This is a genomic window from Pectobacterium atrosepticum, assembly GCA_019056595.1.
Taxonomy (GTDB): Bacteria; Pseudomonadota; Gammaproteobacteria; order Enterobacterales; family Enterobacteriaceae; genus Pectobacterium; species Pectobacterium atrosepticum.
Window position 1 is genome coordinate 1852885 of record CP036163.1, and the last position, 23088, is coordinate 1875972.

At 50.4% G+C, this 23088-nt stretch carries 23 protein-coding genes and 1 pseudogene; 16 read left to right on the top strand and 8 right to left on the bottom strand.

Annotated features, from left to right (window positions below; translation table 11 throughout):
- Window positions 1–112: 112 nt before the first annotated feature.
- The 3 genes from DCX48_09020 (at window position 113) to prfH (ending at window position 4029) form a co-directional block, all read left to right on the top strand.
- On the top strand, window positions 113–2053 hold the full coding sequence (locus tag DCX48_09020; GenBank protein QXE14627.1) for a methyl-accepting chemotaxis protein: 1941 nt from the start codon (window positions 113–115) through the stop codon (window positions 2051–2053).
- A gap of 234 nt (window positions 2054–2287) precedes the next feature.
- On the top strand, window positions 2288–3409 hold the full coding sequence (locus DCX48_09025; protein QXE14628.1) for an RNA ligase RtcB family protein: 1122 nt from the start codon (window positions 2288–2290) through the stop codon (window positions 3407–3409).
- Window positions 3406–4029, top strand: a complete 624-nt coding sequence (gene prfH, locus DCX48_09030; GenBank protein QXE14629.1) for a peptide chain release factor H — start codon at window positions 3406–3408, stop codon at window positions 4027–4029. The genes DCX48_09025 and prfH overlap by 4 nt, the downstream gene beginning before the upstream one ends.
- A 36-nt stretch (window positions 4030–4065) precedes the next feature.
- Here prfH and DCX48_09035 read toward each other — a convergent pair whose 3' ends face one another.
- Window positions 4066–4527 carry a hypothetical protein gene (locus DCX48_09035; protein QXE14630.1) on the bottom strand — a complete coding sequence of 154 codons (462 nt, stop codon included), beginning with the start codon at window positions 4525–4527 and terminating at the stop codon, window positions 4066–4068.
- Window positions 4508–4843: a hypothetical protein gene (locus DCX48_09040; protein ID QXE14631.1), complete on the bottom strand. Its 336-nt coding sequence runs from the start codon at window positions 4841–4843 to the stop codon at window positions 4508–4510. The genes DCX48_09035 and DCX48_09040 overlap by 20 nt, the downstream gene beginning before the upstream one ends.
- Window positions 4844–5020: 177 nt before the next feature.
- Here DCX48_09040 and bsmA point away from each other — a divergent pair, with 177 nt between their 5' ends.
- On the top strand, window positions 5021–5329 hold the full coding sequence (gene bsmA, locus DCX48_09045; GenBank protein ID QXE14632.1) for a biofilm peroxide resistance protein BsmA: 309 nt from the start codon (window positions 5021–5023) through the stop codon (window positions 5327–5329).
- 63 nt (window positions 5330–5392) lie between these two features.
- Here the strand turns inward: bsmA and DCX48_09050 are convergent, their stop codons facing one another.
- The 4 genes from DCX48_09050 to nsrR all read right to left on the bottom strand — a co-directional run bounded on the left by DCX48_09050 (window position 5393) and on the right by nsrR (window position 9575).
- A complete protein-coding gene (locus tag DCX48_09050; protein QXE14633.1) occupies window positions 5393–5791 on the bottom strand; it encodes a DUF350 domain-containing protein in 399 nt (132 codons plus the stop codon).
- Between the two features lie 23 nt (window positions 5792–5814).
- Complete coding sequence (rlmB, locus tag DCX48_09055) at window positions 5815–6549, bottom strand: 23S rRNA (guanosine(2251)-2'-O)-methyltransferase RlmB (protein ID QXE14634.1); 735 nt, start codon at window positions 6547–6549, stop codon at window positions 5815–5817.
- Window positions 6550–6651: 102 nt separating this feature from the next.
- Window positions 6652–9108 (bottom strand): ribonuclease R, encoded by a 2457-nt coding sequence (locus tag DCX48_09060; protein ID QXE14635.1) that lies wholly within the window; start codon window positions 9106–9108, stop codon window positions 6652–6654.
- Window positions 9109–9149: 41 nt separating this feature from the next.
- On the bottom strand, window positions 9150–9575 hold the full coding sequence (gene nsrR / locus DCX48_09065) for an HTH-type transcriptional repressor NsrR (GenBank protein QXE14636.1): 426 nt from the start codon (window positions 9573–9575) through the stop codon (window positions 9150–9152).
- Between the two features lie 296 nt (window positions 9576–9871).
- Here nsrR and DCX48_09070 point away from each other — a divergent pair, with 296 nt between their 5' ends.
- Together DCX48_09070 and DCX48_09075 are read left to right on the top strand one after the other, a co-directional pair.
- Window positions 9872–11443: a HAMP domain-containing protein gene (locus tag DCX48_09070; protein QXE14637.1), complete on the top strand. Its 1572-nt coding sequence runs from the start codon at window positions 9872–9874 to the stop codon at window positions 11441–11443.
- Between the two features lie 530 nt (window positions 11444–11973).
- Window positions 11974–13806: a sensor domain-containing diguanylate cyclase gene (locus tag DCX48_09075; protein QXE14638.1), complete on the top strand. Its 1833-nt coding sequence runs from the start codon at window positions 11974–11976 to the stop codon at window positions 13804–13806.
- Here DCX48_09075 and DCX48_09080 read toward each other — a convergent pair.
- Complete coding sequence (locus DCX48_09080; GenBank protein ID QXE14639.1) at window positions 13775–14791, bottom strand: type IV pilus twitching motility protein PilT; 1017 nt, start codon at window positions 14789–14791, stop codon at window positions 13775–13777. The genes DCX48_09075 and DCX48_09080 overlap by 32 nt on opposite strands.
- Before the next feature lie 21 nt (window positions 14792–14812).
- Between DCX48_09080 and DCX48_09085 the strand changes: the two genes are divergently transcribed.
- The 8 genes and pseudogenes from DCX48_09085 (at window position 14813) to DCX48_09120 (ending at window position 19701) form a co-directional block, all read left to right on the top strand.
- A complete protein-coding gene (locus tag DCX48_09085; GenBank protein ID QXE14640.1) occupies window positions 14813–15526 on the top strand; it encodes a YggS family pyridoxal phosphate-dependent enzyme in 714 nt (237 codons plus the stop codon).
- 93 nt (window positions 15527–15619) lie between these two features.
- Window positions 15620–16441 (top strand): pyrroline-5-carboxylate reductase, encoded by an 822-nt coding sequence (locus DCX48_09090; GenBank protein ID QXE17198.1) that lies wholly within the window; start codon window positions 15620–15622, stop codon window positions 16439–16441.
- 50 nt (window positions 16442–16491) lie between these two features.
- On the top strand, window positions 16492–17046 hold the full coding sequence (locus DCX48_09095; GenBank protein ID QXE14641.1) for a YggT family protein: 555 nt from the start codon (window positions 16492–16494) through the stop codon (window positions 17044–17046).
- Entirely contained in the window at window positions 17043–17333 is a 291-nt protein-coding gene (locus DCX48_09100) for a YggU family protein (protein QXE14642.1), read from the top strand. The genes DCX48_09095 and DCX48_09100 overlap by 4 nt, the downstream gene beginning before the upstream one ends.
- Before the next feature lie 17 nt (window positions 17334–17350).
- Window positions 17351–17944, top strand: coding sequence for an RdgB/HAM1 family non-canonical purine NTP pyrophosphatase (rdgB, locus tag DCX48_09105; GenBank protein QXE14643.1), 594 nt, complete (start codon window positions 17351–17353; stop codon window positions 17942–17944).
- Window positions 17937–19076: a radical SAM family heme chaperone HemW gene (hemW, locus tag DCX48_09110; protein ID QXE14644.1), complete on the top strand. Its 1140-nt coding sequence runs from the start codon at window positions 17937–17939 to the stop codon at window positions 19074–19076. Before rdgB ends, hemW begins: the two co-directional genes overlap by 8 nt.
- Before the next feature lie 231 nt (window positions 19077–19307).
- On the top strand, window positions 19308–19568 hold the full coding sequence (locus DCX48_09115; GenBank protein ID QXE14645.1) for a type II toxin-antitoxin system ParD family antitoxin: 261 nt from the start codon (window positions 19308–19310) through the stop codon (window positions 19566–19568).
- Window positions 19519–19701, top strand: a pseudogene (locus DCX48_09120) (type II toxin-antitoxin system RelE/ParE family toxin). The gene DCX48_09115 and the pseudogene DCX48_09120 overlap by 50 nt, the downstream one beginning before the upstream one ends.
- Window positions 19702–19821: 120 nt before the next feature.
- Here DCX48_09120 and DCX48_09125 read toward each other — a convergent pair.
- Window positions 19822–20739 (bottom strand): LysR family transcriptional regulator, encoded by a 918-nt coding sequence (locus DCX48_09125; protein ID QXE14646.1) that lies wholly within the window; start codon window positions 20737–20739, stop codon window positions 19822–19824.
- Between the two features lie 103 nt (window positions 20740–20842).
- On the opposite strand from DCX48_09125, the gene DCX48_09130 reads away from it, so the two are divergent.
- Entirely contained in the window at window positions 20843–22051 is a 1209-nt protein-coding gene (locus tag DCX48_09130; GenBank protein ID QXE14647.1) for an MFS transporter, read from the top strand.
- 242 nt (window positions 22052–22293) lie between these two features.
- A complete protein-coding gene (locus DCX48_09135) occupies window positions 22294–22908 on the top strand; it encodes a hypothetical protein (protein ID QXE17199.1) in 615 nt (204 codons plus the stop codon).
- Window positions 22909–23088 lie beyond the last annotated feature (180 nt).

Genomic DNA, 23088 nt, shown 5'->3' on the forward strand with positions numbered 1-23088 from the left:
CAATAACAGAAATGAATGTTTACACTCCGTGATTAATTTTTTTTCATTTACTGCCGTTAACGCATGTGAAGCAAGACTAAAAAATAACCTTTTTATTATAAGAGACACACATATGTTGGGACTTTCCTTTAAACACTGGGGTTTGGGTATCAAGTTATCAATTATCGCCTCCCTGAGCGTGGCGATATTGTTCATTGCCTTCACTCTCACCCTTACCCGCTCCGCAGGCGATCAATTGAAAGCGTTGACCCTCAACGACATGCAGAGTCAGGTGAATGGAGTCACTGACATGATCAACATGTACGATACCAGCCTACAAGCCGAGGTCAGCAACTATACGCGGCTGCTGGCGAGCTTTCTGCCGACACAGTTTTCACTGGATACCGTTAACCGCACCCCTTTCAGCAACACCTCTCACCCAACACTAAAGGCTGGCGATACGGTATTGAACCTCAACACCGACGTGACGGATGACTTTCTGAGCCGTACCCACGCGATCTCAACGATTTTTGTCCGCGATGGAGAGGATTTTACGCGTATCACCACTTCACTGAAAAAAGAAGATGGATCGCGCGCGATGGGCACCAAACTCGATCGTGAAAGCCCAGCGTATGCACTGGTGATTAAAGGTGAAACCTACAGTGGGTTAGCAACACTGTTCGGCAAACAGTACATCACCCAGTATCAACCGATACACGATGGTGAAAATAAGGTTATCGGTATTCTGTTCGTCGGCGTCGACATCACGAAGCAATTTACCGAGATGCAGCAAACTATTCTGAACAAGAAAATGGGTGAGACAGGCCATTTCTTTGTACTTAGCGCGAAAAAAGGAAAAGATGCAGGTAACTATCTTTACCACCAAAGCAATGCCAACCAACGCCCTGACTGGTCAGAAGGTGCGTTAGAGAAAGTGCTGGCAACCGGTAATGGTACGATCGAATACGACAACAACACGATGAAAGGCGAAGAAAAAACCCGGATCATGGTGTACCGCAGTATTCCACAATGGAACTGGATTGTGGCAGGTACCATCAGCAAAGAAAGTCTGATGGCGGAGGTTAACCGCACCCGCAATCTGTTTTTGGGCGGTGGCATTATTCTGGTTCTGCTCTTCGCGGCATTCTTTGTCGTGCTGACGCGTAAATGGCTGAGCCAGCCGCTGGTTGAAATCGTCAAAGTGGCGGAGCAATTTTCTGCCGGTAACCTGACGGCCACGCTTTCCAGCAATCGCGGCGATGAAGTCGGCCGCCTGATCGATGCGATTAACGGCATCGGACAGGGGCTAACAACGATTGTGTCACAGGTCAGAAGCTCCTCCGAAGAAATCAGTGCCAGCACCGATGCGCTGGCTGCTGATAGCGAAAATATCAGTGAGCAGATTGCCCGTCAGGCCAGTAGCGTCGAAGAAACATCTGCCAGCATGGAGCAGCTATCCGCCAGCGTGAAGCAGAACGCCGATAACGTCTCTGCCGCCAAAGATCTGGCGGAGCAGAGCGCAGCCGCAGCGCGAAACGGCAGCCAGACCGTCACCGATTCGGTCTCTACGATGAGCGACATTAAAAACTCATCTCAGCGGATTGCCGATATCACGACGGTGATCGAATCTATCGCTTTCCAGACCAATATCTTGGCGCTCAATGCTGCGGTAGAAGCCGCTCGTGCGGGCGAACACGGCAGGGGCTTCGCCGTCGTTGCTGCTGAAGTGCGAGCACTGGCACAGCGTAGTTCTACCGCAGTGAAAGAGATCGAAACCTTGATTGATGAATCGCTGGAAAAGATCGAAGCGGGCTATCATTTCTCAGAAAAAACGCAGGCTGTAATGGACGACTTACGTAACCGCATCCTGCAGGTCAGCACCATCGTGAACGATATTGATATCGCCTCACGCGAGCAGTCCGCTGGGATCAACCAGGTAAACATCGCGATGGTACAGATTGGTCAGGCAACGCAGGAAAACGCCATTCTGGTCAACAATTCGGAAGATACCGCGCAGAGTCTACGTCAGAAAGGCCACCATCTCAGCGAGCTGGTCAGCGTCTTCCGTATTTAACATCCACACAGCGGTCATCGTGTTGCCAGTATTGCACGATGGCCACCACTTGAGTATTATGCCCGCGATTTTCCACTATTCCCCCACTGACAAAGGAGACGACATCATGACAACAATTACTCTGATTCTTTGCAGGACATCTCGGGACTAATTCCGCATTCTTTTCCGCTTTGCGTTATCCCCCCAGCTGTAGCCTGCCTTACCCTATTTTTAAATTGATCAGCAGGATGATCTATGGGCAATGCTATTCGCTCTATTTCGGCGCGCGTCAGTGTGATCGCGACGGAAAATACCTGGATTGAAGATAAAGCAATCCAACAGCTTCAAATTACATCACAACTTCCCGATATGGTACGCGTGGCCGGTATGCCAGATTTGCATCCGGGCCGTGGTTATCCCATCGGTGCCGCCTTTTTTTCACAACAGCGCTTCTATCCGGCGCTAGTCGGAAACGATATCGGCTGCGGTATGGCGCTATGGCGTACTGGCTTGAACGCCAAAAAAATCTCACTGGATAAGCTGGAAAAACGGCTTGGCAATATCGATGGGCCACTGGAAGACGATATCGATATTCCACCCGCACTGGCGGATTTCCGCTATTCGCTGGGCACCATCGGCGGCGGTAACCACTTTGCAGAATTACAGCAGCTTGATGAAATCTATCAGCCAGATGCGCTGAATACTCTGCACATTGATCCTAAACAGCTGCTGTTGCTCGTGCATAGCGGCTCACGCGGATTAGGGCAAACCATACTGGAAGCCCACGTGCGGGAATTCGGTCATCAGGGTATTGAAGCCAACACGCCAGCTGCTGAGGCCTATCTGGAACAACATCAATTTGCGCTGACGTTTGCCACCCACAATCGGCGACTGATCGCGCAGCGGATGCTGGAACGTTGGCATACGGAGGGCGATGCTGCACTGGACGTGAACCATAATTTGGTGACATCGGCAACGATTGAAAGCATTTCCGGCTGGCTGCACCGCAAAGGCGCGACACCCGCCGACTGCGGCCCAGTTATCATTCCCGGTTCACGCGGCGACTACAGCTATATTGTGCAACCCATTCCCCACGCAGACAGCCTCTATTCGCTGGCACATGGCGCGGGCAGAAAGTGGATGCGTACGGAGTGTAAAGATCGACTGTCTTCGCGTTATAGCGTCCAGCAACTGGCGCGCACGCGTTTCGGCAGTCGGGTGATTTGTCAGGACAGGCAGCTGATCTTTCAGGAAGCACCGGAAGCCTACAAACCGATAGACAGCGTGATCGGCGCGATGCAGCAGGCGGGATTAATCACGCTGATTGCCCGCCTGAAACCGGTGCTCACCTACAAAACGCGCGGGGAAGATAAATGATATTACTTCAACTCTCCGCCGCGCAGGGACCGGACGAATGCATGCTGGCAACGGCAAAAGCGTTGCACGCTCTGACGCGAGATGCCGCGCGGCAAGGCATCGAGTGCGAAATCATCGAAACAGAAGTAGGGAAACGTGCCGGTACATTACGTTCCGCACTGGTTCTGTTAAACGGTGAGCAGGCAGAACCGCTGGCTGCAAGCTGGTGCGGTACGCTTCAGTGGACGTGCAATAGCCCTTGGCGCAAAGGTGGCGGACGTAAGAACTGGTTTATCGGCGTCGCACGTTTTCATCAGGAACAGGCGTTTGCCGATGACGAGATTCGTTTTGAAACCACTAAATCCTCCGGCCCCGGCGGACAGCATGTGAATAAAACCGAGTCTGCCGTCCGCGCTACCCATGTCGCTAGCGGTATCACGGTGAAGGTGCAGAGTGAACGCAGCCAGCACGCTAACAAGCGTCTGGCGTGTTATCTCATCGCCTATCGTCTGGAAGCGTTACAACAGCAGCAGCACGCCGAACTACGGGCACAGCGGCGTCTGTTCCATCATCAGATAGAACGCGGCAATCCGGTAAAAGTCTTCAAGGGCGAAGATTTTACGTTGGCCACCTCGCGCTAACCTCAACTAACGGGTGGGCATCTCATTGCCCGCTCGTTATTTTTTCTCAGAAATGACCTTAAAGTATTGGGATAAACTGAACGGCACCTGTAGACCAGGCAGCTCGCCGAGTCGATTAAGTTCATCACGATGCGACTCTATCCATTGCTGCTGCAAGGGCTGCAACGTCGTTGTTCGCGCCGCAATTAGCGTATCCAAAAAACTCCGCTTCCCCTCCACTGCCAAATGGAATGCTTTTATCGCCAGTTTATCCACCTCACTTTCGGTACAGCGATTCATCGCTTTCTCATTCAAATAAATAAGAGCAGTGGCTTTATCATCATTGTTTAATGTCCAGAACCAATCGTTTGCAGACGGAAGCGTGACGGGACTCTTCTTTCCTCGCTCACGGCACTGCTGATAAATCGAATCTAGTTCGTGTAATGAAGATTCGACAGCGTGTGTATAGCCAGTAATAAAGAAGAAGAAAAAGATAAACCTACTTATTGTACGATGCATAAACACACTTCCAGAATTCGGACTCGTCTCCTACAGAAGACCATGCCATTGGCTCCACAACTTGATCCAATTTATGCCTGAGAATATTTGGTATACCCGCCATCGCTTGGCCGTAAAGTTCCCAATCATAATCGCTAATATTATAAGTTACGTCTTTAGCACTGCGAGGATCGCTGAAAATACTGTAAAGAGGGGTTGTTGAAACAGCGAATGCTAGTCGGTTTGCGCTATCAACTAGTGTGTTGATTTGTTCAATAGCTTCTACCGAACGAGCACTTAAGGTGAGTTCCTTGATCTGACAAGTGGCAATTCCCATGCCCTACTCCATCCAAGTAAATGATTACAAAAATCGGATCGTTTATTCCCGTACTCATACTCATGAAAAAATTAAAATAAACAATTAATAATAATCTGGTCAACCCAAATTAAGCCTTTATCGTAGATTTTGTAACGGTGCTACACTCCCGTTATCTATTCCTGTCAGGCTGAAGCGATGAACATCGTACGGATACTTTTCTTACCCTTAATATTGGCGCTGTCTGGCTGTCAGCTCATACAAGGGAAGCCTGTCGCGGCACCTCCACCTGCGGGGCACGCACTCGAAATTCGTTACGCGCAAACCAGCCTGTTAGAAAAGGTGGGTACGATCTCTGTTACCGTACGCGGGAATGGAGACGACGCCGAGCGAGCCATTCAGCAAAAAGCCGATGCCTCTGGTGCGCACTATTATGTGATTGTACTGAAATCCGAGGCTGCAACGCTCCCCGGTTTGTGGTCCGCACGTGCCGTGCTGTATCGTTGAATCCGCAGGGTATGCTGTAAAAAAATACCGGGAAGATTCCCGGTATCATCATGCTGAGACAGATTAATACGACATACACGCCGCATTCAGGATCCCACCGCTAAGCGAAGCGGCACAGAGGAAGGCGCCAGACGCAATATCGTTATTCTGGATATGCTGGCTGAGACGCGGCATATACAGACGCACCGCGAAATAAATCAGCAATTGCACCACCAGCGCAACCACGCCCCAGGTAATGTAATCCACCAGACTCACCGAATTAATCGCCGCGCTGGAAAGCGGGATCACATAGCCAATCAACGCCCCACCAAACCCAATAGCTGCCGTGCCGTTGTTTTCTTTAATCAACGCCCATTCATCATGCGGCGTAACGCGAGTGTAGATAAATAAAAAGGCCAGCACCATGGCAAACCCGATAAAGAAATAGGATGCAAACGCTAACAACGCATTGAGTATCGGCATAAATTCCTCTTAATGAATAAAATTCATCCGCCACGCTGGCGAACAGCTTCAAACAAACACACACCGGTAGCAACAGACACATTCAGTGAAGACACGCTGCCTGCCATCGGGATGCTGATCAACTCGTCACAGTGCTCACGGGTCAGACGACGCATGCCTTCCCCTTCCGCGCCCATCACCAGCGCCAACGGACCGGTCAGTTTACTTTGGTACAGCGTATGATCCGCTTCACCGGCCGTGCCAACGATCCAGATATTACGCTCTTGCAACAGGCGCATCGTACGGGCCAGATTGGTCACGCTGATAACCGGTATGGTTTCCGCCGCGCCACAGGCCACCTTCTTCACCGTCGCATTCAACTGCGCAGAACGATCGCGGGGCACAATCACCGCATGTACACCAGCGCCATCCGCATTACGCAGGCAAGCGCCCAGATTATGTGGATCGGTCACGCCGTCCAATATCAGCAGGAAAGGCATTTCCAGATTGTCTAACATCGCAGGCAGATCATTTTCCTGATATTTCCGCCCCTCTTTGACCTTCGCTACGATCCCCTGATGCACCGCGTCTTCAGCCTGCTTATCCAGCCATTGACGACTCGCCACTTGAATGACGATACCCTGCGCTTCCAGCTCGGCAATAACGGGCTGAAGGCGACGATCGTCGCGCCCTTTGAGAATAAAGACTTCCAGAAAACGCTGTGGATCGCGCTCAAGTAGTGCCTTAACCGCGTGGATACCGTAAATAATTTCGCTCATTGATACTCTTCAAATTAACCATAACAGGCAGAACCTGTTCATTAGAGATAGAGGTTTACCCTACTCCTCCTCTTCATCGAGGAGGAAGCAGATTAACTAACCTTACTCAGCAGACTTTTTCTTCGCGCGTTTAGCCTTGGTCGCGGCGGCGATTTTATTCGTCTTTTCCGCGTTCTTTTTCGCTTTATCGCGGTTCTTTTTCGGTTTGGCTTTTGGCTTATCCGACGTCGCGTTGCGATCGCCTTCTTTACGGACCGCAGCATCCGGCTCAAAATTTGCGGCCGCTTTGCTTGGGCTACGGCGGCGTCGACTTGGCTTAGCCTCACGCGAATCCGGTTTCTTCGTACGGTCACGCGCGGTTTTCCCTTCGCCACGCACCTTGCGCGTGCTGGAAATCAAGGCGAAATCAATGTTGCGCTCGTCCATATGCACGGCTTCAACGCGGATTTCCACTTCATCACCCAGACGATAAACCTGCCCGCGCGATTCGCCGATCAGTCGCTGACCGATATTATCGTAGCGGTAGTAATCATTATCCAGCGTAGAAACGTGTACCAGTCCATCGATAAACAAATCTTTCAGGCGCACGAAGAAGCCAAAACCGGTGACACTGGCAATAATCCCCGTAAAGACTTCACCAACGTGATCCTGCATAAAGTCGCACTTCAGCCAATCCGCGACGTCACGCGTTGCTTCATCCGCACGACGCTCCGTCATCGAACAGTGCATACCCAGCTGTAGCATCTCGTTAATGTCGCTATGCCAGCCGCCCGTTGACGTCCAACGTTCATGACGATCGCTTAACAGATACTTAATGGCGCGGTGCAGCGACAGGTCAGGATAACGACGAATTGGCGACGTGAAGTGGCCGTAAGACGTCAATGCCAGCCCGAAGTGTCCCCGGTTTTCTGGGTCATAAATCGCCTGTTTCATTGAACGCAGCAGCATAGTTTGCAGCATTTCCCGATCGGGACGGTCCGCCAGTTCATTCATCAATTCGGCGTAGTCTTTCGGCTGCGGCTTCATTCCGCCTTTCAGCGTCAGACCCAGCTCGCCCAGCACGCTGCGCAGGGCTAATACATGGTCTTCACTCGGTTGATCGTGCACGCGGAACAATGCGGGCTCTTCGTTCTTCTCCACAAATTTCGCGGCCGAGATATTCGCCAGAATCATGCACTCTTCGATCAGCTTGTGCGCGTCGTTACGCACCACCGCTTCCACACGGTCGATACGGCGTTCGGCGTTGAAAATAAACTTCGCCTCTTCAGTTTCAAACGCGATGCCGCCACGTACTTCACGCGCATGTTCCAGCGCTTTGTACATGTGGTGCAACTCTTCCAGCCCGCCAACCAATGGCTTGTAGTGCTCACGCAACTCGGCATCGCCTTGCAGAATATTCCACACTTTGGTGTAGGTCAGACGCGCGTGTGAACTCATCACCGCTTCATAAAACTTGTAAGACGACAGCTTACCCTGCGTCGAAACGGTCATTTCACAGACCATACACAAGCGATCGACCTGCGGGTTAAGCGAACAGAGCCCGTTCGACAGCACTTCCGGCAGCATCGGTACCACCTGCGATGGGAAGTACACCGACGTGCCACGCGCCCGTGCTTCATGGTCGAGCGGTGTATTCGGCCGAACGTAATAACTCACGTCAGCAATCGCAACCCACAAACGCCAGCCGCCGCCGCGTTTCGGCTCACAGTACACGGCATCATCGAAATCGCGGGCATCTTCGCCGTCAATCGTGACCAGCGGCAGCTTACGCAGATCCACACGGCCTTTTTTCGCGGCTTCAGGTACTTCTTCAGAAAGATCCTTCACCTGATCTTCCACTTTAGGTGGCCAGGTGTGAGGAATATCGTGGGTACGCAGAGCGATATCCACTGCCAGACCGGTGCCCATGTTGTCACCGAGGATCTCGACAATCTTACCGACCGCTTTCGTGCGGCGCGTGGCGCGTTGCGTCAGCTCAACCACCACCACGAAACCCATACGAGCGCCGTTAATTTCTTCTTTCGGGATCAGAATATCAAAGCTCAGGCGGCTATCATCCGGTACAACGAACCCGATACCCGCATCGACAAAATAGCGGCCGACAATTTGTCCGGTACGCGGTTCCAGCACGCGCACAATGCGTCCTTCGCGACGACCTTTACGATCCTCACCCAGCGGCTGCGCCAGCACAACATCGCCGTGAATCGCCCGTTTCATCTCTTCAGCCGACAGATAAAGATCGTCTTTGCGGCCTTCCACACGCAGGAAACCGAAGCCATCGCGATGGCCGATAACCGTGCCACGCAGTAGATCGAGCTTTTCCGGCAACGCATAGCATTGGCGGCGAGTAAAAATAAGCTGACCGTCACGCTCCATTGCACGCAGACGGCGGCGCAGCGCTTCGAGGGCTTCTTCTCCAGTTAATTGCAGATCGGTGGCCAATTCTTCTCGGCTGATCGGGGTATCGCGCTTGGCGATGTGCGCCAAGATATATTCACGACTGGGGATAGGAGATTCGTATTTTTCTGCTTCTCGTTCCAGGAATGGATCTTGTGACATTGCGGTTCCTCCGTTGTCATCAGCAGGAGGCTGAACAAAACTCATTCAACCAACAATAATTTATAAAGCGGCGGGTTTTCTTTGACCATATCAGCCAACGTGTATTGATCCAGCTCATGCAGGAAATTTTGTACCGCCTGTTGGAGCACCTGTTTCAAGCGACAGGCTGCAGTAATGTGGCAAAACTCATGGCTACAGTTGACCAACGTGAGCGGCTCCAACTCGCGCACGACATCGCCAATTCGGATTGTTTCTGCCGGTTTTCCAAGGCGGATGCCGCCATTCTTACCGCGCACGGCCATCACCAACCCAGCACGACTAAGTTGATTGATAATTTTGACCATATGATTACGAGACACGCCATACACTTCCGTTACCTCCGAAATGCTGGTCATTTTCCCGCTCGGCAGTGACGCCATGTAAATCAGCGCCCGCAAGCCATAATCCGTGAAACTTGTTAACTGCACATAAACCTCGGATACCTCTGGGTATCATTGACAGGCGTATTGAGTACGCCACTGAAAAACCAACGCTATTGACAGATAATAAACCAGGCACAAACACTACGGCTAATTATTTATACCCTTTGCGTTACGAGGGATTGTCTAGTTGTACCCTACTCACTCAACCCTTTTTACATCTGCCATATCTTTTTAATTTTATCTCACCGCAACACAGATAACGTATTCTCTTTAGTTGCACTCACCAAATCTAACGATCGATATGCTATCACCCACGAAGGCGGCGTAAGGAAAAGGACACCATGGGGTTGAAAAATATTTCTATTCGTACCGGCTTATTAACGTTGTTGCTGCTAACCACCCTGTTGCTGCTTATCGTCAGCGGCATGGGCGTGGTTGCCATTAAGAAAGACAGGGAAACGCTGACAGCACAAAACCAGATTCAAGGCATTGAGCTGGGCAATCTGATGAGTGGCTATAACCAAACGCTCAGCGCGCGCGCCTCTGCAACGCTCGCCGTCAGGAAAATCGAAATCGGCCTGCTGGACGACGGCGTTAAGGAAACTGGGCTCGTAGAAAAACATCTCCGCCAGTCACAGGAAGACATTCAACGCGTGATCAAATCGGCCAAGGCCGATCCGAAGCAGCAAGCGCTGGCGCAGGAAGTGCTGAAAACCTATCAGGCCTATTTTCAGCAGGGCATGACCCCGATGCTGAACGCGCTGCAAAAACAGTATACCGACGAATATTATGAAGTCCTGGAAAAACAGCTCGGCACGCTGAGTGAAGCCTTTGATTTATCGATCCAAAATTTCCGTCAGTATGCCCAGCAGCTTTCCGAACAGGGTCTGGCACAGTCCGAACGTAATGAACGCATTATGCTGTTACTGATTGCGATTGCCAGCCTGTTATCTATCACACTGGTCGCATTAGCCTGGGTCGCACTGCGGCACATGCTGCTCAAACCGCTGGATTATGCCATTGAGCAGTTGGAGCAGGTCGCCGCTGGGAATCTGACGCGCCGTCTGATTCAAGGCGGAGACAACGAACTGGGCCGACTCAACGATGCCATAGGCCGCATGCAGGGTGCGCTGCTGGAGTCGGTTAGCCAAGTGCGCGATGCCAGCACGCAAATCGATCTCGGTAGCCGAGAACTGTTTGAAGAAAACGTCCAGCTCTCCCAACGTACTGAAGAATCCGTTGCAGCACTGGAACAAACCGCGGCCAGCATGGAGCAATTGAGCGCGACCGTGAAACTCAATGCCGATCACGCCGAACTGGCCCATCAACTCGCCAATAACGTCTCGAACACCAGCAGCCGCAGCAACGAATCTGTCGGTTATGTTATTGAAAAAATGCAGGAGATCGCTACCAGCGCCAAACGCATCAATGACATCCTCAGCGTAATTGACGGCATCGCGTTTCAGACCAACATTCTGGCGCTGAACGCTTCTGTCGAATCTGCCCGCGCAGGAGAACAAGGCAGAGGCTTTGCCGTCGTCGCCGGAGAAGTGCGTAATTTGGCGCAGCACAGCGCGAAGGCGGCGAAAGAGATCCGTTCGCTGATTTTGGATTCCCAGACGCGCGTATCTGAAGGACTTGAGCTGGCTTCCAAAGCGGGTGAAACCATGGACGACGTGACCGATGAAATCATCCGTATTACGCAACTGATGCGAGACATTTCTACCGCTACGCAAGAACAGCATCGCGGTATCGAGTTGGTGAATGTCGCCTTCACGCAGATTGACAAGGTCGCTCAGCACAATGCGCAACTCGTCAAAGCCTCATCCGCGACTACGCAGTCGTTGGAGCAGCAGTCTCAACAGCTAATGCGGTCCATGGCGCTGTTTCAGGTAGAACCTCGCCTTTCCTAATTTTGCACCGCTGGTGGTCAACTCCCATGCTGACCACCAGCATGACGCAGAATAGCCTCCGTTCCCCTTTTATTCCCTCCGTACATCGCCTAAAAAACCGAATAAATAATGAGAACAGGCAGAAAGACACTTTAAAAAAAACACATTTCACACGTTATACTTTCAGATAATTTGAGTATTATTTTTTTACCGCTATTCTCTGTTTTTACATATAAGCGTATAAATAGGGTTTCGGCATAAAAGCGATCAAAATAATCGCGTCAATGCATTGAATAAAAAGACAATAAGATAAATTTCTTATTGATAACAGTAGTCATGCGTTTCAGATCATTAATTACTTATTAATAATATATTTATTATATTAATTAATAGCACGCTATTTTATTAATTCTGCCCATTGATTTCAGCGCAAAGAAAAAGGGGGACCGCCAATCACCCGATAACACCGCAGACGGCATCATGGTAAAACAAATGCCTCTGACAACAGCGAATCAAGGGTAAAGACAGAAAGAATATAGGCAGAGATAAACATGAATAATCAGTCAGTCGATGTTGATTTGATTACCAGGTTTGACAATGAAGCCAAACTGCACGCGCTCGATTCCGTCTATGCTATCGCCGAATTCGATCTGACAGGGAAACTGATTGAAGCCAATCCTCTTTTTTGCAAAATGCTGGGCTATAAAAAAGAAGACATTATTCAGAAAAGCCACACGCTTTTCCTGCCAGAAGCACAACGTCAAAAACACGACCATTTCTGGCACGATGTCATCAAAGGGAATATCAATGCGGGGGAATTTCAACGAAAAACCCAAAAAGGGGACATTATTTGGCTCCACGCCGCATATACGCCAATTATTGATCATTCAGGTCGTCGGATTGGTGTAATAAAACTGGCGCTTGATATTACTCAGGAAAAACGTCTGATGTCGGAACATCGAGCACAGCTAGATGCGATTGAAAATGCACAGGGCGTGATCGAATTTGATAAAGACGGCTATATCACTCACGTCAATAAACACTACCTGATACTGACAGGCTATGAAGCAAAGGAAATTCTCGGTCTACATCACAAATCACTCTGCGATCCCATTTATACCGAACAGGCCGACTATCAAACATTTTGGGAAACCTTGCATCGCGGCCACCCTATCAGCGGGCGCTTCCACCGACTGGGCAAAGGCAACCATTCATTCTGGATACAGGCAACTTATAGTCCGGTCATGGATAGTGATGGTAATGTGAGAAAAATCATTAAATATGCTCACAACATCACGCAAAACGTCGAAACCGAAAAGAAAGCCCATCAGCAAGGTATCATTCTCGATATCCTGCTGTCAGTTCATGACAGCTTTCTGCTCGACCATAATCTGCCTTCAGCCTGCGATAAAGTCTTCGAGCGGTTGCTTGACGTGACCAACAGCAGCTTCGGTTTTATCGCCACGTTGCAGGAAGATGAAGACGGCCAATCACTATACCTTCCTGCGATTTCCAACCTTGCCTGGGATGAAGAAACCCTGACATGGTACAGACACCAGCGCAGAACCCACGGCGGCCTGAGGCTGCGTAAACTTGATAACCTGTTTGGCCATGTTGTGACTCACAACACGGTGGTGTGCACCAATAGCCTACTGAGGCAAAAGGCCGGTCGGGACCTTCCCCCCATACATCCTGCACTACATTCCCTGCTCGGTATTCCTATCACCCACAACGGCAAAACGGTCGGGATGATCGCACTGGCCAACCGCCGGGAAGGTTACGATCAAACGATGATCGAGTTACTGGCTCCGCTGGTAAAAACGCTCGGTATCATCATTCACGCGCGTTTGCTTGAGGATGAACGCACACAGATAGAAGCGTCTCTCCGCTTTAACGCAGGACATGACTTTCTGACTGGCCTGCCAAATCGCAGCAGCTTCTTCGAGCAAGCCAGCGCATTTTTCCTGCTCAGACAGCAAAACCAGCACGCAGATAAAAGCTGCCTGGCGATTATTGATATCGATTTATTCAAAAACATTAATGACCAATTCGGCCATCTGGCTGGCGATGCCGTCCTCAAAGAACTGGCGATGCTGATGCGTATGTCATTACGTCAGGAAGATCTGGTCGCCCGTATTGGGGGAGAAGAATTCATCATCCTGCTAAAAGATGTCCCTTATCAAACCGCCGTCATGGCTATCGAGCGTATTCGCAAAGCGATTGAGCAACATACGCTGGAATACGATCGCCAGAATCTGAATTTCACGATCAGTGCAGGGATCGCAGCTTACCGTTCCGATCTCGCTTCCGTTGAAGACTGGATTCAGTTAGCCGATGAAAATCTCTACGCAGCTAAACGGCAAGGACGCAACTGTGTGAAATAAGCCCATCCCGGCAGCGCTGCTGGTAGCTTTGCTCGAACGTTTGCATTCCCGCAGCGGCTCCGGTTTGAATCAGGCCAGGAAGCTGGTGCGTTTTTCCCTCACGAATCAGGTTGCTGACTGCCGCTGTAGCAGTCAGCACTTCATAAAGTGCAATTCGACCGCCTTGCGCTGCGGGCAATAGCTTTTGCGTCACTACCGCCTGCAAACAGGTCGATAACTGGCTACGAACATAGGCTTTCTCTTCACCGGGAAAAACATCAATCAAACGGTCGACTGCCTGTGATGCACTGCGCGTATGTAGCGTTGATAACACCAAGTGGCCAGTTTCCGCTGCTGTCAGCGCCAGCCGAATCGTCTCCGTATCGCGCAGTTCTCCCAGCAGAATGACATCAGGATCTTCCCTCAATGCCGCCCGTAGCGCCTGCGCAAAAGAAGCGCTGTGCGCACCGATTTCTCGCTGTTGAATCAGGCAACGTCGGCTGACATGAATAAACTCGATCGGATCCTCCAGCGTAATCACATGGCGATCGCTGCTGTCGTTTAACGCCCCGACCATCGCCGCTAGCGTCGTGGATTTACCGCTGCCCGTCGCGCCGGTAATCAGGATCAGTCCGTTTGGTTTCTCCAGCAGCGTCGAGAGCACGGGTGGCGCATGTAGCGCATCCAATGAAGGTTGAACAGATGGGATAATGCGTAGCGCCGCAGACAGTCCTTCCCGCTGACGAAACACATTTACCCGCAGGCGCTGTCCGTCAGGCAACATTAAGGCGCCGTCCACCTGCCCTGCCTGCCGCAGTTGCTCTTGCTGAGTCGGTTCTAGCCAGACATCGCACCATTGTGCCACCTGCTCCGGCGTTAAACATGGTAAGGTATTTTCAGGCTGTAGCCGCCCATCCACACGCAACACCGGAGGATGCCCGCTACAAAGGTGCAGATCCGAGGCATTATGTTTTACACTACGCGCCATCCACTCATCCAACTCCATAGATTAACCTCCTGAATAACCATGACGACAATCCAGCAGAATCTACAGGACATCCAGCAGCAAATCACAGCCGCCGCGACGCATTGCGCACGAGCGCCAGAAGAAATTACGCTACTTGCAGTCAGTAAAACCAAACCTGTGAGCGCGATCGAAGAAGCCATTGCGGCAGGTCAGCGTGCGTTCGGCGAAAATTATGTCCAGGAAGGCGTGGAGAAGATTCATTATTTCCAGGAAAACCAGCCGAACACACCGTTGGAATGGCACTTTATCGGCCCGTTACAGTCAAATAAAAGTCGGCTGGTAGCGGAGAACTTTGACTGGTTTCACACCGTGGATCGCCTGCGTATCGCACAGCGTCTGAGTGAACAACGTCCAACCACGTTGCCGCCGTTAAATGTTCTGTTGCAGATTAATATCAGCAATGAGCCAAGCAAGTCCGGCATTATGGTGGATGAACTTACGGAACTCGCCGCCAGCGTCGCCGCCTTGCCTAACCTGCGCCTGCGCGGGTTAATGGCCATTCCGGCACCGGAAACCGATCACGAACGGCAGCTTGCTGTTTTTAAACAAATGACAGCGCTGTTTCAAACATTGTCAGTAAATTATCCGCATATTGATACACTCTCTATGGGGATGACGGACGACATGCGTGCAGCGATTACCGCAGGCAGCACGTTGGTGCGCATCGGTACGGCAGTCTTTGGCGCGCGCGACTATTCATCCCTAAAAGCATGAGCAGTCAAGAGCGCAGAAACAGCAGGCACACCCTGAACAGCACGTCATCTTTAGACAGAATACAAACGGAACAGGTGATCAGCGATAATGCAGATGCAGCAACGTAAAATAGCGTTTATTGGTGCCGGAAATATGGCGCAGGCCATTATCGCCGGGTTGGTCAACGGCGGTTATCCCGCTCAACACATCAGCGTCTGCGCACCTTCGGGTAAAAACCGTGATGCGCTGGCTGCACAATATGGCGTCATCAGCAGCGCGGATAATGTACGCTGCGCTCAGGAAGCGGACGTCATTGTTTTGGCCGTCAAACCGCAAATGATGGCGACGGTTTGCGAACCGTTAAATGAACAGGTCAACTTCGCGGGCAAGCTGGTGCTCTCGATTGCAGCGGGAATCAACATCGCCCGTTTTCAGGCGCTGCTGGGTGAGCCGCTGAATATCGTGCGCATTATGCCCAATACGCCGTCTCTGGTCGGAAAAGGGATGAGCGGGATGTACGCCCCCGCGTCCGTCAGTCAGGCCGATAAAGACTTCACCGCACAGCTGATGCAAAGCGTCGGTAAAATTTGCTGGGTGGATAGTGAACAAGGCATTAACAGCGTGATCGCCGCAGCGGGCAGCGCACCGGCCTATTTCTTCCTGTTTATGGAAGCGATGCAGCAAGAAGCCATTCGCCAAGGGTTCGATCAGGAAACCGCTCGCCTGCTGGTGCAACAGGCTGCCTCGGGCGCTGCTGCGCTGGTTGAGGCCAATCCCGATACGCCGCTGTCGACCTTGCGGGAAAATGTCACCTCCAAGGGCGGCACCACGGCAGAAGCCCTACGGGTGTTTAACGAACAGCAGTTGACGCAAACCGTGGCCGAGGCCATGCAGGCGGCAATTGCTCGCGCACAGGAAATGGAAACGCTTTTTTAATCAAAAGCGGCATCCCCGATTCTTTATCTTATTAAGGAAAAGACGTACTTATGCTCACCCTGACTTTTCTGGTCAAAACACTGGTCGACCTCTATGTAATGGTCCTGCTGCTGCGCATCTGGATGCAGTGGTCACGCAGTGATTTCTATAACCCACTATCGCAGTTTGTCGTCAAAATCACTCAGCCGATTGTCGGGCCATTGCGCCGGATTCTGCCGTCGCTGGGGCCGATTGACAGCGCCTCACTGCTGCTGGCGTTTGTCCTTACGACGATCAAATACCCGTTACTGTTGTTGATTCAGGTTGGCGCAATTTCCCTTAGCCCAATGAACCTGCTGGTCGGACTCATTTCGCTGATCAAATCCGCGGGCTATCTGGTCTTCTGGGTCATCATTATCCGCTCCATCATGAGCTGGGTCAGCCAGGGTCGTAGCCCGATTGAATATCTGCTGCATCAGTTGACCGAACCGCTAATGGCACCGCTCCGCCGCATTATTCCTGTGATGGGCGGCATTGATTTCTCTGCCATGGCCGTGATTCTGATTCTGTATATGCTCAACTATCTGGGCATGGACCTGTTTCCGGGGCTGTGGTTCCTGCTGTGAGTGCGATTACCCGCCACGGCGATGCGCTGGTGATTCGGCTGTATATTCAGCCGAAAGCCAGCCGCGATCAGATCGTGGGTTTGCATGGAGACGAACTGAAAGTCGCCATCACCGCTCCACCGGTTGATGGGCAGGCTAATGCCCATCTAACCAAATTCCTCGCCAAACAGTTTCGGGTCGCCAAGAGTCTGGTCGTGATTGAAAAAGGCGAACTCGGGCGGCATAAACAGATTAGAATTACCCATCCGCAGCACATCCCGGCTGACGTCGCGGAATTCATTGAATAAACACGCAGGACAAGACGATGCAAAAAGTGGTTTTGGCTACCGGAAACCCCGGTAAAGTGCGCGAGCTCGCCAGCTTGCTGGCCGATTTCGGTCTGGATATTGTGGCTCAAACCGAGCTGGGCGTGGATTCCGCCGAAGAAACCGGCCTGACCTTCATCGAAAATGCCATTCTGAAAGCACGTCATGCGGCGCAAATCACCGGGTTACCGGCCATTGCCGATGATTCCGGTCTGGCTGTCGATGCACTGGGCGGCGCGCCGGGCATTTACTCAGCACGCTACGCGGGCGCAGAGGCCAGCGACCAGCAAAATCTGGATAAGCTGCTGCTGACAGTAAAAGACGTACCGGATGAACAACGCCGCGCCAGTTTCCACTGCGTGCTGGTGTATCTGCGCCACGCTGAAGACCCGACACCGATTGTCTGCCACGGAAGTTGGCAGGGTGTGCTGACACACCACGCCTCTGGCTGCGGTGGCTTTGGCTACGATCCCATCTTCTTCGTACCTGAGCTGGGTAAAACGGCAGCAGAATTAACGCGTGAAGAAAAGAACGCACAGTCCCATCGTGGTCAGGCGCTACGCCTGCTGTTGGATGCGCTACGCAATGCTTAAGCTCCCCCCGCTCAGCCTGTACATTCATATTCCGTGGTGCGTACAGAAATGCCCGTATTGCGACTTCAACTCGCATGCGCTGAAAGGCGATGTGCCGCATCAGGAATATGTCGATCATCTGCTGGCGGATCTGGATGCCGATTTGCCGTTGGCGGGTGGCCGCGCACTGCACTCGATTTTTATCGGCGGTGGCACGCCTAGCCTGCTAAGCGCGGAAGCGATGCAGGCGCTGCTGGACGGCGTTCGGGCGCGAATCCCGTTAACGCCGGATGCCGAAATTACGATGGAAGCCAATCCCGGTACGGTCGAAGCCGACCGTTTTAGCGGTTATCAGCGCGCAGGGATTAACCGTATCTCCATCGGCGTGCAGAGTTTCGATCCGCAAAAGCTGACGCGTCTTGGGCGTATTCACGGCCCAGAAGAGGCCAAACGTGCGGCACAGCTAGCGACCGGTCTGAAATTACGCAGCTTTAATCTGGATCTGATGCACGGCCTGCCGGATCAATCGCTGGACGAAGCGCTGGACGATCTACGTCAGGCTATTGCACTCAATCCGCCGCATTTATCGTGGTATCAGTTAACCATCGAGCCCAACACGCTGTTTAGCTCACGCCCGCCTACATTGCCGGACGATGACGCACTGTGGGACATCTACGAGCAGGGTCACGCGCTACTGAGCGCAGCGGGTTACCAGCAGTATGAAACCTCCGCCTATGCCAAACCGGGCTACCAGTGCCAGCACAACCTGAACTACTGGCGCTTCGGTGACTATCTGGGGATTGGCTGTGGGGCGCACGGCAAGCTGACCTTCAGCGACGGCCGCATTCTGCGCACGGTAAAAGTCCGTCATCCGCGTGGCTATATGCAGGGCACGTACATGGATAAGCAACACGATGTTGCCAACGACGATCGACCTTTTGAGTTTTTCATGAACCGCTTTCGCCTGTTGGAAACCGCCCCGCGAGTGGATTTCACGGCTTATACCGGTCTGGAAGAGCACAGCATCCGTCCGCAATTGGATCAGGCTCTGGCACAAGGCTACCTCACGGAAACCGCCACCCACTGGCAAATCACCGAGCACGGCAAACTGTTTCTGAACTCCCTGCTGGAGCTATTTCTGGCGGAAGAGTAATAATAATTAAGTGGGCAGGTTTCCTTTGGTAAATCTGCCCACCGCTTTCCCTTCTGTTTCTCTTTTTGCAACGTTTACAACGCTTATTGCGAACCGCCTCCCTTTCCTATCAAGCGCTGCTTGTACGCGGTGCGGAAATCCTTTTTCCTTGTACTAGACGACGATTTCATCTTTAAGTACGCTACTCGTTTATGATAAGAATAAATCTTACATCTGAGAATCGGAGGCATAATGGCCAGAACCATGACAATTGACCTTGGAGATGAACTTCGCCATTACGTGGAATCGCTGGTTGAATCAGGCGATTACCGTACGCAAAGTGAAGTCATTCGGGAAGCGCTGAGAATGCTACGGGAAAAACAGGCGGAGTCAGATCTGCAAACATTGCGTCATTTAATCGCTGAAGGGATAAGCAGCGGAGAGCCACAGGAGTGGAATAAAGATGAATTCTTGCAAAAAATCAGAAACAAGACGCGAACGGCCACCCGATAAAATCAAGCTAACACCGCAAGCACAGCGCGATCTGGAAGCCATTTATCTTTATGGCCTGCGGCATTTTAATGAAGAAAGGGCTGAAGCCTATCTGGAAACCATCGAACACGCATTTATCGCTATCAGGCACAACAATTTTCGCGGACAGAATACAATCAAATTTGGCAGGCCGTAATGAGCGAACAGCGGGCGTTCCGTGTTAAGTAGGGATTCATTGTGACAACTGTACTCTCTGTGGCGATTCAATGCTGCCTTATGTTGCTAAGGATATATTGCTCAATTTCTGATGTATGAAATCAATGAGCGATCTTGTTTTGGCGGGCAAGTAACGCCGATCTGAATAAATTGCGAACAATTGTAATGGGGCTACCGATTGTTCAAACTCAACCTCGATTAACCGTCCATCGTCAATGTAGGGTTGGCAGGCTTGTTTCGATAGAATTGCAAAACCGACACCTGATACCGCAGCCCGTCCAGCCATCTCTCCGCTATTTACCCGATAATGCCCTTTAACCTTAATTGTCTCGAATCCCCCCTTTGTATTGACAAACTGCCAGGGAGCGCCTTTCAGCGCACTTACCGTTGTAATACAGGGTAATTCTTCAAATTGCTGGATATGAGAAGGGGTGCCATAACGCTGAATAACGGAGGGGGCTGCAACAATGGTGCAAGGAATAGTCACCAGATGACGAGCTATGTAGTCACTGTCATCCATCTGACCGCGGGTAATAATGATAGCTAAATCCAGATCATCCCGCAGGGATTCGAAACCAGACAAATTTGTGACACAGCTAATCTCTAGATCCGGGTACTGACAGGCAAAATCGGCAACGACAGAACCCAGCAATGCAGGACCTATTTCATTGGGAATACAGATACGTAATGGGCCCTTGAGTTGCATTTGCCGCAACGTTAATTCTGTCTCAGTTTGCTCAAGCGCCTCCAGTAATGGCTTCGCTCGGGTATAGAGTAAGTGCCCCGCTTGGGTGAGTTTCATATGTCGAGTGCTGCGCTCAATAAGCTGAAGATTCAGTTTTTCTTCTAACTGAGAAATACAACGACTAACATTTGATGTCGGCATTTCAAGGACTTTCGATGCCCCAACAAAACTTTCTCTTTCAACCACAGCAGTGAACACTTTCAGGGTATTAAAATCAAGAGCCGGACGCATCAATTATCCCATATATGATAATAATGAGCACCATTTTTACCATGTAATGCACGCCATTGATATCGATTAAACTCAGATATCTTTCATCCACAGGTTGCTTGCTATGCCACTGGTCACACAAACGTTTAATCATAAAGCCCTCATGCGGATAGCTATTGTAATGGCTTTTATCCAGTTCACTAATGCGCTGGAGTATATGGCGTTAACGCCTGTTTTTACTTTTATGGCAGACGAGTTTTCGGTTCCTGTATCATTTTCTGGTTATGTCTCTGGTATGTACACACTGGGTGCCGTCCTTTCTGGAATTATTGCTTTTTATTGGATCGACCTGTTTAATAAAAAACAATTCTTGATCAAGAATATGGTGCTCCTGGGAGCACTAACATTTTTGTCCACACTCACTACTCATTTTGGCACGCTTCTGGTACTACGATTTTGCGCAGGGTTGGTTGGTGGTACGACAATGGGTGTGGGTACGAGTATTTTGATAAATTGTGCCCCAGCAAACTTGCGAGGAAAAATACTGGCAACGGTGATTACATCATTTTCGATGGTAAGTATCGTCGGAATGCCAGCTATATTATTTTTGTGCACACACTATGGTTGGCATACTGCGTTGTGGTTAATCAGTTCACTTTGCCTGCTGTCTTTACCGTTGATAGTATTTATTATTCCCAAGGATACGGTTCAATCAGGCGTGAAAGCCAAACTATCTATTGATGCTCAAACCTTACTTTTCGCCTCTTGTTCTGCACTGGTACAATTTAGTCCAATGCTCATTATTCCCATTTTGACTCCATTAATGTTGCAGTATATGGGAGCACAACAAACCCTATTACCCTTATTGTTCTTAAGTGGGGGGATTGCAGGTTATCTGTCTACAAAAATAACAGGTGTTCTGACATCGCATTTATCTGCTCTGATGTTGGCAACAATTTCAACGCTATTCTTTGTAGCAAGTTTGCTGATTCCTGCAATGGGCTATCATAATGCCGTTCTATTTATAACCTTATTTCTTGGAGCCTCATATAGCCGACTGGTTTCCGCTTCGTCGGTTGCTGTCCAGTATCCTGAGAATGAACAACGAGCCAGTTTTTCTTCACTACAGACAGCAATGATGTTCCTGATAACAACTCTCGCATTCTTTTTGTCTTCCTTATTACTACCTGATCAGGGAATAACAACGCAAAATCTAAACAGACTGTTGGTTGTAAGTGCATTAGCCGCATCTGGATTTCCCGTAATGGTCATAATACTTCAAAAGAAACTGGCTAAACGTACTCTCCAGCCTGACCGCCCCATCATTGATTAGCATAACGTCCGCTCTTGCGCGAAGGACACAGGCTCACTGAGCTTAAGGACAGCGTTGAGCGGAAGCGGACATTCCGTATGCAATAATCTTTAATAAATCTCAACAAAATTATGCCTCTATGCGATCGTCTTCAAACAAACATTCATTTATGTTAAATTATTTAACATTGCCTCAAGTCGTGGAGGGTTCCCGCAATTTTGATGCAGAAAATGAATGTTGAAATCAATCTCAAAGGAAAGAAGATGAAAAAAAATTTATTAGCATTGTCTCCAGCAATCTTAATAGCTCTGCCCTATCTTGTTCCTCCAGCCTATTCCGCGCCGTCCGTTCGTTCTGTTGATGTAAAATCCTTCGATGTCGGCGGCGTAAAGACCGGAATGAGTGTTGAAGAAGCTCGCACGGCAATGCAAAAAAATTTCGGTGTTTCAGCAGATAAAATTCGAGCCTCTAAGTCCATGAAAAATCAGTATGCTACCATTATTTACGGTAGCCCGCAGATTCAGGATCTTGTATATGAAAACAATGGCACCCGCATGCAGGTGAGTTTCGATCCTCGTATTCCTTATAATAAATCTAATCCGATGGCTGTTTCGCAGGTCATCTATGAAATACCTTGGACGAAAGAAAATGAAGACAACATGGTCAAGGCTGCCCTGAAAAAGTACGGACCAGTATCAACTGGTGGAGTATTTCCTGTGTGGTGTGAAAAACCGATGCCTAGTTCAGGAATGGGCTGTGAGAGTGGCACGGCAAGCCTTACTATGGGAAATACAAAAATTAAGCTGATTGATCCTGCCTGGCAAAATGCTACTAGCAAATATATGGATCAGCAAAAGGCGACTAAACCACAGTTTTAGCGTTGGCAGTAAATTTCATCTCCTTTGCCCTGCAACTGGCGCGGGGAGGGAAATGAAGTCCCAGAAGGAAGTATTGAAGTTTATCAACTTTTCAAGAGTGTGGCTGGCCAGCCACACACCTATTCTGTTAATGAACACATTATAAATGACTACTACATCTGCTCCTGGCACTAAGCGGAA

Bases quoted from the DNA above. Each gene is read 5' to 3' on its own strand.
- DCX48_09085 (QXE14640.1), top strand. From the start codon at position 14,813: ATGACGACAATCCAGCAGAATCTACAGGACATCCAGCAGCAAATCACA.
- DCX48_09125 (QXE14646.1), bottom strand. From the start codon at position 20,739: ATGCGTCCGGCTCTTGATTTTAATACCCTGAAAGTGTTCACTGCTGTG.
- DCX48_09035 (QXE14630.1), bottom strand. From the start codon at position 4,527: ATGCATCGTACAATAAGTAGGTTTATCTTTTTCTTCTTCTTTATTACT.
- DCX48_09075 (QXE14638.1), top strand. From the start codon at position 11,974: ATGAATAATCAGTCAGTCGATGTTGATTTGATTACCAGGTTTGACAAT.
- bsmA (QXE14632.1), top strand. From the start codon at position 5,021: ATGAACATCGTACGGATACTTTTCTTACCCTTAATATTGGCGCTGTCT.
- DCX48_09025 (QXE14628.1), top strand. From the start codon at position 2,288: ATGGGCAATGCTATTCGCTCTATTTCGGCGCGCGTCAGTGTGATCGCG.
- DCX48_09050 (QXE14633.1), bottom strand. From the start codon at position 5,791: ATGCCGATACTCAATGCGTTGTTAGCGTTTGCATCCTATTTCTTTATC.
- DCX48_09040 (QXE14631.1), bottom strand. From the start codon at position 4,843: ATGGGAATTGCCACTTGTCAGATCAAGGAACTCACCTTAAGTGCTCGT.
- DCX48_09070 (QXE14637.1), top strand. From the start codon at position 9,872: ATGGGGTTGAAAAATATTTCTATTCGTACCGGCTTATTAACGTTGTTG.
- rdgB (QXE14643.1), top strand. From the start codon at position 17,351: ATGCAAAAAGTGGTTTTGGCTACCGGAAACCCCGGTAAAGTGCGCGAG.
- DCX48_09095 (QXE14641.1), top strand. From the start codon at position 16,492: ATGCTCACCCTGACTTTTCTGGTCAAAACACTGGTCGACCTCTATGTA.
- DCX48_09135 (QXE17199.1), top strand. From the start codon at position 22,294: ATGAAAAAAAATTTATTAGCATTGTCTCCAGCAATCTTAATAGCTCTG.
- DCX48_09020 (QXE14627.1), top strand. From the start codon at position 113: ATGTTGGGACTTTCCTTTAAACACTGGGGTTTGGGTATCAAGTTATCA.
- prfH (QXE14629.1), top strand. From the start codon at position 3,406: ATGATATTACTTCAACTCTCCGCCGCGCAGGGACCGGACGAATGCATG.
- DCX48_09060 (QXE14635.1), bottom strand. From the start codon at position 9,108: ATGTCACAAGATCCATTCCTGGAACGAGAAGCAGAAAAATACGAATCT.
- DCX48_09130 (QXE14647.1), top strand. From the start codon at position 20,843: ATGCCACTGGTCACACAAACGTTTAATCATAAAGCCCTCATGCGGATA.
- DCX48_09080 (QXE14639.1), bottom strand. From the start codon at position 14,791: ATGGAGTTGGATGAGTGGATGGCGCGTAGTGTAAAACATAATGCCTCG.
- DCX48_09090 (QXE17198.1), top strand. From the start codon at position 15,620: ATGCAGCAACGTAAAATAGCGTTTATTGGTGCCGGAAATATGGCGCAG.
- hemW (QXE14644.1), top strand. From the start codon at position 17,937: ATGCTTAAGCTCCCCCCGCTCAGCCTGTACATTCATATTCCGTGGTGC.
- rlmB (QXE14634.1), bottom strand. From the start codon at position 6,549: ATGAGCGAAATTATTTACGGTATCCACGCGGTTAAGGCACTACTTGAG.
- DCX48_09115 (QXE14645.1), top strand. From the start codon at position 19,308: ATGGCCAGAACCATGACAATTGACCTTGGAGATGAACTTCGCCATTAC.